This window comes from Streptomyces sp. HNM0574, assembly GCF_012726235.1.
In the GTDB taxonomy this organism is placed as follows: Bacteria; Actinomycetota; Actinomycetes; order Streptomycetales; family Streptomycetaceae; genus Streptomyces.
In genome coordinates this window covers 47,640-59,896 of record NZ_JAASAH010000010.1, presented here as the reverse complement: position 1 = coordinate 59,896, position 12,257 = coordinate 47,640, and the positions used below count along the sequence as shown (strand labels likewise).

At 72.4% G+C, this 12,257-nt stretch carries 10 protein-coding genes; 3 read left to right on the top strand and 7 right to left on the bottom strand.

Annotated features, from left to right (window positions below):
- Positions 1 to 32 precede the first annotated feature (32 nt).
- The 4 genes from HCC30_RS28715 to hrcA all read right to left on the bottom strand — a co-directional run bounded on the left by HCC30_RS28715 (position 33) and on the right by hrcA (position 4,231).
- Positions 33 to 770 carry a 16S rRNA (uracil(1498)-N(3))-methyltransferase gene (locus HCC30_RS28715; protein ID WP_169443618.1) on the bottom strand — a complete coding sequence of 246 codons (738 nt, stop codon included), beginning with the start codon at positions 768 to 770 and terminating at the stop codon, positions 33 to 35.
- A complete protein-coding gene (locus tag HCC30_RS28710; RefSeq protein WP_169443617.1) occupies positions 767 to 1,873 on the bottom strand; it encodes a nitronate monooxygenase in 1,107 nt (368 codons plus the stop codon). The genes HCC30_RS28715 and HCC30_RS28710 overlap by 4 nt, the downstream gene beginning before the upstream one ends.
- Positions 1,874 to 2,074: 201 nt before the next feature.
- Positions 2,075 to 3,214, bottom strand: a complete 1,140-nt coding sequence (dnaJ, locus tag HCC30_RS18040; protein ID WP_169443616.1) for a molecular chaperone DnaJ — start codon at positions 3,212 to 3,214, stop codon at positions 2,075 to 2,077.
- Positions 3,215 to 4,231 carry a heat-inducible transcriptional repressor HrcA gene (gene hrcA, locus HCC30_RS18035; RefSeq protein WP_169443615.1) on the bottom strand — a complete coding sequence of 339 codons (1,017 nt, stop codon included), beginning with the start codon at positions 4,229 to 4,231 and terminating at the stop codon, positions 3,215 to 3,217.
- A gap of 202 nt (positions 4,232 to 4,433) precedes the next feature.
- Between hrcA and HCC30_RS18030 the strand changes: the two genes are divergently transcribed.
- Together HCC30_RS18030 and HCC30_RS18025 are read left to right on the top strand one after the other, a co-directional pair.
- Positions 4,434 to 5,192 (top strand): MBL fold metallo-hydrolase, encoded by a 759-nt coding sequence (locus HCC30_RS18030; protein WP_169443614.1) that lies wholly within the window; start codon positions 4,434 to 4,436, stop codon positions 5,190 to 5,192.
- Positions 5,193 to 5,238: 46 nt separating this feature from the next.
- Positions 5,239 to 6,105: a DUF3097 domain-containing protein gene (locus HCC30_RS18025; protein WP_169443613.1), complete on the top strand. Its 867-nt coding sequence runs from the start codon at positions 5,239 to 5,241 to the stop codon at positions 6,103 to 6,105.
- Positions 6,106 to 6,113: 8 nt separating this feature from the next.
- Here HCC30_RS18025 and HCC30_RS18020 read toward each other — a convergent pair whose 3' ends face one another.
- On the bottom strand, positions 6,114 to 6,662 hold the full coding sequence (locus tag HCC30_RS18020; RefSeq protein WP_169443612.1) for a Uma2 family endonuclease: 549 nt from the start codon (positions 6,660 to 6,662) through the stop codon (positions 6,114 to 6,116).
- Positions 6,663 to 6,774: 112 nt separating this feature from the next.
- Between HCC30_RS18020 and hemW the strand changes: the two genes are divergently transcribed.
- Positions 6,775 to 8,013, top strand: a complete 1,239-nt coding sequence (hemW, locus tag HCC30_RS18015; RefSeq protein ID WP_169443611.1) for a radical SAM family heme chaperone HemW — start codon at positions 6,775 to 6,777, stop codon at positions 8,011 to 8,013.
- 25 nt (positions 8,014 to 8,038) lie between these two features.
- Here the strand turns inward: hemW and HCC30_RS18010 are convergent, their stop codons facing one another.
- Together HCC30_RS18010 and lepA are read right to left on the bottom strand one after the other, a co-directional pair.
- On the bottom strand, positions 8,039 to 9,931 hold the full coding sequence (locus HCC30_RS18010; protein WP_169443610.1) for an AMP-dependent synthetase/ligase: 1,893 nt from the start codon (positions 9,929 to 9,931) through the stop codon (positions 8,039 to 8,041).
- 249 nt (positions 9,932 to 10,180) lie between these two features.
- A complete protein-coding gene (lepA, locus tag HCC30_RS18005) occupies positions 10,181 to 12,049 on the bottom strand; it encodes a translation elongation factor 4 (protein WP_169443609.1) in 1,869 nt (622 codons plus the stop codon).
- Between the last annotated feature and the right edge of the window lie 208 nt (positions 12,050 to 12,257).

Here is a 12,257-nt window from a genome sequence, read left to right as displayed (position 1 = left end):
GCACCGGGCCCGCGCGCCAGGGCCGCGGCCCGTCAGTTCCAGCGGCCCGTGCGCCCCAGCAGCAGGGCCGCGGCCGCGGTGCCCGCCGTGGACGTCCGCAGCACGCTCGGGCCCAGCCGGTACGGGCGTGCCCCGGCCTCGGCGAAGGCGTCCAGCTCCTGCGGCGCGACCCCGCCCTCGGGGCCGACGACGAGCACGATCCCGCCCTCGGCCGGGAGTTCGGCGGTGGCCAGCGGCTCGCTGCCCTCCTCGTGCAGCACGGCGGCGAGGCGGGCGCCGGACAGCAGCTCGGCCACGTCCTTGGTGGAGGCCGGTTCCGCGACCTCGGGGAAGCGCAGCCGACGCGCCTGCTTGCCCGCCTCCCGCGCCGTCGCGCGCCATTTGGCAAGGGACTTGAGCGCCCGCTCGCCCTTCCACTGCGTCACACAGCGGGACGCCTGCCACGGCACGATCGCGTCGACGCCCGTCTCCGTCATCGTCTCGACGGCCAGCTCGCCCCGGTCCCCCTTCGGCAGCGCCTGGACGACCGTGATGCGCGGGCGGGCCTCCGGCTCGCTCAGCAGCTCGGAGACCTCGACCTCCATCCGGTCCTTCCCGGAGACCGCCGCGACGGTGCCCCGCGCGCCCGCGCCCGCGCCGTCGGTGAGGACGACCTCCTCGCCCGCGCGCAGCCGCCGCACCGAGACCGCGTGCCGCCCCTCGGGGCCGTCCACCAGCACGGCGCCCAGGGCCAGTTGATCCGTACCGACGAGGAAGACCGGCGCCGTCACAGCGGGCCCCCGGCCGACATCGTCTTGCGCGCCACGGCCAGCTCGGCCACCAGCACCTCCATCAGCTGCCCGGCGGGCAGCTCCCTGGCCAGCCGGTGGCCCTGGCCCGCCCACAGCGCCATCGCCTGCGGGTCGCCGGCCTTCGCCGCGGCCTTGCGCAGCCCGCTCGTCAGGTAGTGCACCTGCGGGTACGCGACCGGGGCGTACGGGCCGTGCTCGCGGAGGAAGCGGTTGACCAGGCCGCGCGCGGGACGCCCGGAGAAGGCCCGGGTCAACTCCGTGCGGGTGTAGAGCGGGTCGGTCATCGCGCGCTTGTGCAGCGCGTTCGCCTTGGACTCGGGGCAGACCAGGAACGCGGTGCCCAGCTGGGCCGCGTCGGCGCCCGCGGCCAGCACCGCCGCGATCTGCCCGCCGCGCATCAGCCCGCCCGCCGCGATGATCGGCAGCTGCACGGCCTCCTTGACCTGGGTGACCAGCGACAGCAGACCGATGCCGCTGCCCGGGCCCTCGGTGTTCGGGTCGTTGCGGTGCGTGCCCTGGTGTCCGCCGGCCTCGACGCCCTGCACACAGACCGCGTCCGCGCCGACGAACTGCGCCGACTCCGCCTCGGCGACCGAGGTGACCGTCACGACCGTGTACGTGCCCAGCTCGCGGAAGCGGTCCAGCACCCCGGGCTCCGGCAGGCCGAAGGTGAAGGAGACGGCCGGGACCGGGTCGTCGTACAGGATGGCGAGCTTCGCCTCGTACGCGTCGTCCAGCGAGCCCTCGGTGTCCCCCAGCTCCGTCTCGTACCAGGCGGCCTCGCCGGCGAGCTGCTCGCGATAGACCTCGACGGCGGAGGGGTCGGCGGTGGGGGCCTGCGGCATGAAGAGGTTCACGCCGAACGGCCGGTCCGTCAGCCGCCGCACGGCCTTGATCTCCTCGTACATGGCCTCCGGCGTTTTGTACCCGGCGGCGAGGAAACCGAGGCCGCCCGACTCGCTCACGACGGCGGCCAGCTCGGGACAGGAGGCCCCGCCCGCCATGGGGGCCTGGACGACGGGGTGCTCGGCGAGCGCGGAGAGCCCGGAATACGGGGTAGACGCGGGAGACGGGGAGGACATGACCACATCCTGTCACGGTTCACTGACAGCGGGCCGCACGGCCCCGGGCCCCTCGGCCACATCCCACCGGACCGTTCCCGGACCTGTACGGGACGCGCACACGGCGGCCGGCGGCGCCCCCGCGGCCCGCACACGACGACGCCCGCAACAGCCGCCGCGAGGCGGGCCGTTGCGGGCGTGACGACCGTGGAAGGCGGCCGCTCAGCGGCCGTTGAAGGCGTCCTTCAGCCGGGAGAACAGGCCCTGCTGACCGGGCTGGAACTGGCCGGTGGGCCGCTCCTCGCCGCGCAACTGCGCGAGCTTGCGGAGCAGTTCCTCCTGCTCGGGCTCCAGCTTCGAGGGCGTGAGCACCTCGACGTGCACGATCAGCTGGCCGCGGCCGCCGCCGCGCAGATGCGTGACACCGCGGTCGTGCAGCGGGATCGACTGGCCGGACTGGGTACCGGGCCGGATGTCGACCTCCTCGGTGCCGTCCAGCGTCTCCAGCGGCACCTTGGTGCCGAGCGCCGCCGCCGTCATCGGGATGGTGACCGTGCAGTGCAGGTCGTCGCCGCGGCGCTGGAAGGTCGAGTGCGCCTTCTCGTGGATCTCGACGTACAGATCGCCCGCGGGGCCGCCGCCGGGGCCGACCTCGCCCTCGCCGGAGAGCTGGATGCGGGTGCCGTTGTCGACACCGGCCGGGATCTTCACCGTCAGGGTGCGGCGGGAGCGGATGCGGCCGTCGCCCGCGCACTCCGGGCACGGGGTCGGGACGACCGTGCCGAAGCCCTGGCACTGCGGGCAGGGGCGGGAGGTCATGACCTGACCCAGGAAGGACCGCGTCACCTGGGAGACCTCACCGCGGCCGCGGCACATGTCACAGGTCTGGGCCGAGGTGCCGGGGGCCGCGCCCTCACCGGTGCAGGTGTTGCACACGATGGCGGTGTCGACCTGGATCTCCTTCGTGGTGCCGAAGGCGGCTTCCTCGAGGTCGATCTCCAGTCGGATCATGGCGTCCTGGCCCCGGCGCGTACGCGAGCGCGGTCCGCGCTGCGAGGCGGTGCCGAAGAAGGCGTCCATGATGTCGGAGAAGTTGCCGAAGCCGCCCGCGCCGCCGAAGCCGCCGGCCCCGCCGCCCGCGGCACCCGAGTTGGGGTCGCCGCCGAGGTCGTAGACCTGCTTCTTCTGCGGGTCCGAGAGCACCTCGTAAGCGGTGTTGATCTCCTTGAACCGCTCCTGGGTCTTCGGATCCGGATTGACGTCCGGGTGCAGTTCGCGCGCCAGCCTGCGGAAGGCCTTCTTGATCTCGTCCTGCGAGGCGTCGCGCTGCACGCCGAGGACCGAGTAGTAATCCGTCGCCACTTACGACTCCGCGAGGATCTGTCCGACGTACCGTGCCACTGCGCGTACAGCTCCCATCGTTCCGGGGTAATCCATGCGGGTCGGTCCGACCACACCGAGTTTGGCGACTGCCTCGTCGCCTGAACCGTAGCCGACCGACACGACCGATGTGGAACTCAGCCCCTCGTGGGCATTCTCATGCCCGATCCGTACCGTCATGCCCGAATCCGTCGCCTCGCCGAGCAGCCGCAGCAGGACGACCTGCTCCTCCAGCGCCTCCAGCACCGGGCGGATGGTCAGCGGGAAGTCGTGTCCGAAGCGGGTCAGATTGGCCGTGCCGCCGATCATCAGCCGCTCCTCGGTCTCCTCGACCAGGGTCTCCAGGAGCGTCGCCAGCACCGCCGAGACGGAGCCGCGGTCGTCGGACTCGAAGGACTCGGGCAGGTCCTGCACCAGTGAGGGGACCTCGGTGAAACGCTGGCCCACGACCCGGCTGTTCAGCCGCGCCCGCAGGTCGGCCAGGGTGGCCTCGCCCATCGTCGTGGGCAGGTCGATCAGCCGCTGCTCGACGCGTCCGGTGTCCGTGATCAGCACCAGCATCAGCCGGGCCGGCGCCATCGACAGCAGCTCCACGTGCCGCACCGTCGACCGCGTCAGCGACGGGTACTGGACGACGGCGACCTGCCGGGTCAGCTGCGCCAGCAGCCGGACCGTACGGCCGACCACGTCGTCCAGATCGACCGCGCCCTCCAGGAAGTTGCTGATCGCGCGGCGCTCCGGCGAGGACAGCGGCTTCACTCCGGCGAGCTTGTCGACGAAGAGGCGGTACCCCTTGTCAGTCGGGATGCGGCCCGCGCTGGTGTGCGGCTGGGCGATGAACCCGTCCTCCTCCAGCGCCGCCATGTCGTTACGGACCGTGGCCGGCGACACCTTGAGGTTGTGCCGCTCGGTCAGCGCCTTGGAGCCCACCGGCTCCTCGGTGCCCACGTAGTCCTGGACGATGGCGCGCAGCACTTCGAGGCGTCGTTCGTTGAGCACGGGCGCACCTCCTGTCCGTCTGTTCACCGCCGTCCGTGAGGACCGCCGGGGCTGGTTCTCCCTGGCACTCTCACCGAGTGAGTGCCAAATCGCTTGTGCCAGTGTACGGCCGGTGACCACCACCGAGGCAAGGGCGGTGCCCGTCCGGCACCGCAGCGGGCGGGCACGCGCGCGGCGGGACGGGGCCCGTTAGCGTCGAGACATGCAGGCACATCACGCGGGTCCCGGCCCGTCCCACCGGTGGGAGCGGCTCGCTCCCGGAGTCGTCCGCCGCAGGCTGCCGCAGTGGGACGCGACGGTCGGCGCCGTCGGCGGCACCGAGGGCGTGTTGCTGATCGACACCGGCTCCACCCTCGCCGAGGGCGCGGGCATCCGCTCCGAGCTGCGCGAACTGTTCGGCCGGGCGGTGACGCACGTGGCCCTCACCCACCCGCACTTCGACCACGTCCTGGGCACGGCCGCCTTCTCCGGGGTGCAGGTCTACGGTGCCGTCGGCGCGGCCGAGGTGCTGGAGCACTCCCGGGACACGCTGCGCGCCGACGCGGTGACGCACGGCGTCGCGCCGGACGCCGCCGCCGAGGCCGTCGACGTGCTCGTCCGGCCGCGGCACCCCGTCTCCGGCGAGATCACGCTCTCGCTCGGCGGCGGACGGCGGGCCACCCTGGCGAACGTGGGCCCCGGCCACACCGGGCACGACCTGGCCGTCCTGGTGCCGGGCGGCGCGGAGGACCCGGCGGGGCCGGCGCCCGACGTGGTCTTCTGCGGCGACCTGGTCGAGGAGTCCGGCGAACCGCAGGCCGGCCCCGACGCGCACACCGCCCGCTGGCCCGACGCGCTGGACCGGCTGCTGGCGCTCGGCGGCGAGGACGCGCTCTACGTGCCGGGGCACGGCGCGGTCGTCGACGCGGACTTCCTGCGGGCCCAACGCGACACGCTGGCCCGCCGGTTCACCCTGTCCTGAGCGGTCCGGTACGGGCCCGCGCGGGTGCGCCGTGAAGAATGGGCGCATGCGCAGCCGCCGATACGACAGCGATCTCACGCCGCCCTGGAAGAAGCCCACGGCCGTCCCCGAGGTCCCCGCCGACCCGGATCTGGTCGTGGAGGAGGTCACCACCGGTTTCTGCGGTGCCGTGATCCGCTGCGAGAAGACCACGATCGGGCCGACGGTCACCCTGGAGGACCGCTTCGGCAAGCACCGGGTGTTCCCCATGGAGCCGCGCGGCTTCCTGCTGGAGGGCCGCGTCGTCACCCTCGTCCGCCCCGCGGCCCCGGCGCCCGGCGCGGGTGCCGGGGCAGGCGCCGCGGGGAGCGGGCAGCGGCTGACGGCGTCCGGCTCGGTCGCCGTCCCCGGGGCGCGGGCGCGGGTCGCCCGCGCGGGGCGGCTGTACGTGGAGGGGCGGCACGACGCGGAGCTGGTCGAGAAGGTGTGGGGCGACGACCTGCGCATCGAGGGCGTCGTCGTGGAGTACCTGGGCGGGGTCGACGATCTCCCGGCCGTGGTGCGGGAGTTCGGCCCGGCGCCGGACGCGCGGCTCGGCGTCCTCGTCGACCACCTCGTCCCCGGCTCGAAGGAGTCCCGGATCGCGGCCGAGGTCGGCGCGGCGCACGAGGGGGACGTGCTGGTCGTCGGGCACCCCTACGTCGACGTCTGGGAGGCGGTCAAGCCCTCCTCGCTCGGCATCGACGCCTGGCCCTCCGTACCGCGCGGCCAGGACTGGAAGACGGGCGTCTGCCGGGCCCTCGGCTGGGAGGAGAACACCGGCGCCGCCTGGCAGCGCATCCTCGCCGCCGTCCACTCCTACAAGGACCTCCAGCCCCAGCTCCTGGGCCGCGTCGAGGAACTCATCGACTTCGTGACGGCTCCGGGGGAGTGATACGGAGGTCAGGTCAGCGTCGGGAAGTCGGTGGTGTCCAGCGTGATCCCGAGCGACTCCAGCGGCACCGGCAGCCCGAAGGCGCTGGTGCGCTCGACTCGGTAGTCGGCCCGCTCCCCCGCGCCAGAGGGTTCGGTCAGCAGCACGCAGACGGCGGCCAGCGGATCCACGATCAGGTATGCGGGAATCTGCCCCGCCGCGTAGACCGACCGCTTGACCAGACGGTCACGATGGACGCTGCTCTTGGACACAACCTCGACGACGAGGGACAGCGCCGGCGACGGAATGAGCCGCCCACGCCCCTGAAACGCCTCCGGTTCGAGCACCACGAGGTCGGGCTGGGGCTCGCTGGCCTCCCCCGGGACGGCGATGTCCTGGGCCTGGAGCCGGTCCCAGCGGGACGGGATCCGGTCCGACACGGACCTGGCGATCCCGTTGTGGACCCGGTCGGCCTCCGCCGTGATCCGGATTTCCCCGCGCAGGAGTTCGGCCCTGAACCCCTCTGGCACCGCAAGCTGCCCGAAGACCGTCACGGTCCGATCGTCGACGGCCGTCATGGTCACCCCCTCCATCGACTCCGGCCACCCAGCGTAGTCACCCCGCACCCCCGCCGAAGGGGCGCACAGGGGTGCGGCCGGAGGGTGCGGCAGCGTGCCGGACAATGGGGGTATGCCCTCCGCCCTCCCCGATGGTGAACCCGTGCCCGACGACGGTGCTCTGCCCGCGCATGCGCTGCGTGAGCGGGACGGTCGTCCGCTGGGGTTCTATCTGCACGTTCCCTACTGCGCGTCACGCTGCGGCTACTGCGACTTCAACACCTACACGGCGAGCGAGCTGCGCGGCCGCGGCGGGGCGCTGGCCTCGCGGGAGAACTACGCGCGCACCCTGGCCGAGGAGGTGCGGCTGGCGCGGAAGGTGCTGGACGGGGACGGGCGCCGGGTGGAGACGGTGTTCGTCGGCGGCGGCACCCCGACCCTGCTGCCCGCGGCGGACCTGGGGCACATGCTGTCCGTGATCCGCGAGGAGTTCGGACTGGCCGAGGACGCGGAGATCACCACCGAGGCGAACCCGGAGTCCGTGGACCCGGCGTACCTCGCCGAACTGCGCGAGGCCGGGTTCAACCGGATCTCGTTCGGCATGCAGAGCGCCCGGCAGCACGTCCTGCGGGTGCTGGAGCGCTCGCACACCCCGGGCCGCCCGGAGGCGTGCGTGGCGCAGGCGCGCGCCGCCGGTTTCGAGCACGTCAACCTCGACCTGATCTACGGCACCCCGGGCGAGTCCGACGACGACTGGCGGGCCACCCTGGAGGCGGCCCTCGGCGCACGCCCCGACCACATCTCGGCGTACGCGCTGATCGTCGAGGAGGGCACCGCGCTGGCCCGCCGGATCACCCGCGGCGAGATCCCGATGACCGACGACGACGCGCACGCCGACCGCTACCTGATCGCCGACGAGCTGCTCACGGCCGCCGGGATGTCCTGGTACGAGGTGTCCAACTGGGCCACGGCGGGCGTGGATTCGGCCCGCTGCCGGCACAACGAGCTGTACTGGAAGGGCGCCGACTGGTGGGGTGCCGGGCCCGGCGCGCACAGCCACGTCGGCGGGGTCCGCTGGTGGAACGTCAAGCATCCCGCCGCCTACGCGCAGGCGCTGGCCGAGGGCCGCTCCCCCGGCGCGGGCCGGGAGGTGCTCGCCGGCGAGGACCGTCGGGTCGAGCGCATCCTGCTCGAACTCCGGCTCGCCGAGGGCTGCCCGCTCGGCCTGCTCGCGCCCGAGGGGGCGCGGGCGGCCGAACGCGCCCTGGCGGACGGGCTGTTGGAGCCCGGCCCGTACGAGGCGGGCCGGGCCGTGCTGACGCTGCGCGGGCGGCTGCTCGCCGACGCCGTCGTCCGCGACCTGGTGGACTGAGGCGGCCGACGGGCGGCCCGCGGGCTCAGGCCTCGCGGGACCCCGCGTACATCTCCTCGATGAGGTGGCCGAACTCGCGCTCCACGACGGGGCGCTTGAGCTTGAGGCTCGGCGTCAGCTCGCCGTGCTCGATGTCGAGGTCGCGGGGCAGCACCCGGAACTTCTTCACCGTCTGCCAGCGCTGGAGCCCGGAGTTGAGCTCCTCGACGTACCCGTCGATCAGCTTCCGGGTCTCCTCGGAGGCGACGACCTCCTCGTACGGCCTGCCCTTGAGCGTCTCCTGCTCCTCGGCCCAGCCCATGAGGGCGGGCTCGTCGAGGGCGATCAGCGCGGTGCAGTAGTTCCGGTCGGCGCCGTGCACCAGGATGTTGGAGACGTACGGGCAGAGCGCCTTGAACTGGCCCTCGACCTCGGCGGGGGCGATGTACTTGCCGCCGGAGGTCTTGATCAGGTCCTTCTTGCGGTCGGTGATGCGCAGGTAGCCGTCGTCGGAGAGCTCGCCGATGTCGCCGGTGTGGAACCAGCCGTCGTCCTCCAGGACTTCGGCCGTCTTGTCCGGCAGGCCGTGGTAGCCCTGCATGATGCCGGGGCCGCGCAGCAGGATCTCGCCGTCCTCCGCGATGCGCACCTCGGTGCCGGGCAGCGGCTTGCCGACGGTGCCGGTGCGGTACGCCTCGCCGGGGTTGACGAAGCTGGCCGCGGAGGACTCGGTCAGCCCGTAGCCCTCCAGGACGTGGATGCCGGCGCCCGCGAAGAAGTAGCCGATCTCGGGCGCGAGCGCCGCCGAGCCGGAGACGCAGGCGCGGAGCCTGCCGCCGAACGCCTCGCGCAGCTTGGCGTAGACGAGCCGGTCGGCGACGGCGTGCTTGGCCTTGAGCCCGGCGGGCGCGGCCGCGTTGCCGGTGCGCCGGAAGTTGTCCTGGGTGACCTTGGCGTACTCGCGGGCCACCCCGGCCGCCCACTGGAAGATCTTGTACTTGGCGCTGCCGCCCGCCTTCGCCTTGGCGGCGACGCCGTTGTAGACCTTCTCGAAGATCCGCGGGACGGCGGCCATGTAGGTCGGCTGCACCACCGGCAGGTTCTCGATGATCTTGTCGACGCGGCCGTCGACGGCGGTGACGTGCCCGACCTCGATCTGTCCCGCGGTGAGCACCTTGCCGAAGACGTGCGCCAGCGGCAGCCACAGGTACTGCACGTCCTCGCTGGTCACCAGCCCGGTCTGGGCGATGGCGCGGGCCATGTAGGACCAGGCGTCGTGCGGCAGCCGCACGCCCTTGGGGCGGCCCGTGGTGCCCGAGGTGTAGATCAGCGTGGCCAGCTGGTCGGAGCGCAGCGCGGCCACCGTCCCGCGGACGCTGTCCGGGTGCTTCTCCAGGTACGCGGCGCCGCGCCGCTCCAGCTCGGCGAGGCCGAGCACCCAGCCCTCGGGGTCGCCCTCGGCCGGGGCGGCGGCGGCCTCGTCCATCACCACCACGTGTGCCAGCTGCGGCAGTTCGGCCCGCCGCTCGCGCACCTTGGCGAGCTGTTCGGCGTCCTCGGCGATCAGCACCCGGCTCTCGGAGTCGGCGAGGATGAACGTCGTCTCCTCGGTGTTGGTGCTGGGGTAGACGGTCGTGGTGGCGGCGCCGGCGCAGAGGATGCCGGTGTCGGCGAGGATCCACTCGACGCGGGTGCCGGAGGCGATCGCGACCCGCTCCTCGGGGCGGACGCCGAGGTCCATCAGCCCGGCGGCGATGCCGAAGACGCGGGTGGCGGCCTCGCTCCAGGTGTAGGACCGCCATTCGTCCGGGCCTTCGCCGGAGGCGGGCGGAACGGGGTAGCGGTAGGCCTCCGCACGGGGAGTCGCCTCGACCCGCTCCAGGAAGAGCGTCGCCACGGAGGGCGGCCGATTCTCGATCAGGGACTGTGTGTCGCTCACGACATCCTCCGGGGCCCGCACATTGCTTGTTGACTCACGAGTAACCATCGAGCAGCGATCAGCCTAAGGGCCGGGGCGCGGCTACGTAAGGGGGTTGCAGCGCCCGGGAGGCGTTCGCCCCGGGTTCGTCACACGCCGCCGCTCACCGGCGCCGTTCCCCGGCCGCCGCCCCGCGAACAGCGAAGAGGCGGCCGGGGAACGGCTGTTTCCAGCCGTCCCGGCCGCCTCCCGGCACCGGATTCGGGTGCGCTACTTCTTCTTCGCGGAGTCGCCGCCGCCGTCGTCCGTCGACAGGACCGCGATGAACGCCTCCTGCGGGACCTCGACCGAGCCGACGGCCTTCATCCGCTTCTTGCCTTCCTTCTGCTTCTCCAGCAGCTTCCGCTTACGGGAGATGTCACCGCCGTAGCACTTGGCGAGGACGTCCTTGCGGATGGCGCGGACCGTCTCCCGGGCGATGACCCGGGCACCGACGGCGGCCTGGATCGGCACCTCGAACTGCTGCCGCGGGATGAGCTCGCGCAGCTTGTTCGCCATCCGCGTGCCGTACGCGTACGCCTTCTCCTTGTGCACGATGGCGGAGAACGCGTCGACCTTGTCGCCCCGGAGCAGGATGTCGACCCGGACGAGGTCGGACGCCTGCTCGCCGGTGGGCTCGTAGTCGAGCGAGGCGTAGCCGCGGGTCTTGGACTTCAGCGCGTCGAAGAAGTCGAAGACGATCTCCGCGAGCGGCAGCGTGTACCGCAGCTCCACACGGTCCTCGGACAGGTAGTCCATGCCCTGCATGCTGCCGCGCCGGGACTGGCACAGCTCCATGATCGCGCCGACGTACTCGCTGGGCGCGATCAGCGTCGCGCGCACCACCGGCTCGTGGACGATGTCGACCTTGCCCTCGGGGAACTCGCTCGGGTTGGTGACGACGTGCTCGCTGCCGTCCTCCATCACGACGCGGTAGATCACGTTCGGCGCCGTGGCGATCAGGTCGAGCCCGAACTCCCGCTCCAGCCGCTCCCGGATCACCTCCAGGTGCAGCAGGCCGAGGAAGCCGACGCGGAAACCGAAGCCCAGCGCGGCCGAGGTCTCCGGCTCGTACGTCAGCGCCGCGTCGTTGAGCAGCAGCTTGTCGAGGGCGTCGCGCAGCTCCGGGTAGTCGGAGCCGTCCATCGGGTACAGGCCGGAGAACACCATCGGCTTCGGGTCCTTGTACCCGGCCAGCGGCTCCTCGGCGCCCTTGGACAGCGCGGTGACGGTGTCGCCGACCTTGGACTGGCGGACGTCCTTCACACCGGTGATCAGATAGCCGACCTCGCCGACGGCGAGCCCGTCGGCCGCCGTCATCTCCGGCGAGTTGGTGCCGATCTCCAGCAGCTCGTGGGTGGCGCCGGTGGACATCATCCGGATCCGCTCACGCTTGTTGAGCTTGCCGTCCACGACCTTCACGTACGTGACGACGCCGCGGTACGCGTCGTACACCGAGTCGAAGATCATCGCGCGCGCCGGCGCTTCCTGGACGCCGACCGGCGACGGGACCTGCCGCACGACCTCGTCCAGCAGCGTGTCCACGCCCTCGCCGGTCTTGGCCGAGACCTTCAGCACGTCCTCCGGCTCGCAGCCGATGAGGTGCGCGAGCTCGGCGGCGAACTTCTCGGGCTGCGCGGCGGGCAGGTCGATCTTGTTCAGCACCGGGATGATCTGGAGGTCGTGCTCCATCGCCAGGTACAGGTTGGCGAGCGTCTGCGCCTCGATGCCCTGCGCCGCGTCGACCAGCAGGATGCAGCCCTCGCAGGCCGCGAGGGACCGGGAGACCTCGTAGGTGAAGTCGACGTGGCCCGGGGTGTCGATCATGTTGAGGACGTGCGGGGACTTCCGGTCCTCGGCCGGTGCCCAGGGCATGCGCACGGCCTGGGACTTGATCGTGATGCCCCTCTCCCGCTCGATGTCCATGCGGTCGAGGTACTGGGCGCGCATCTGCCGGTCCTCGACGATGCCGGTCAGCTGAAGCATCCGGTCGGCGAGCGTCGACTTGCCGTGGTCGATGTGCGCGATGATGCAGAAGTTACGGATCAGCGCCGGGTCGGTACGGCTCGGCTCCGGCACGTTCGAGGGGGTCGCGGGCACGCAGGGTCCTGTCGGGTCTGTCGGATGGAAGCTCTCGGTCGATCTGGTACCCCATGGTCCCATGAGCCCGGGCCAGGACCGGATCGGGAGGGGCCGCCGGGACGCGATTGGGAGGGCGTCGAGCCCCGCTGGTAGGCTGGCTCACTGTGCCTGATGCACCTGCGCCCGCCGGAGCGCGGCCCCCTTCACCGGGTCCCCCTCCCGCAGC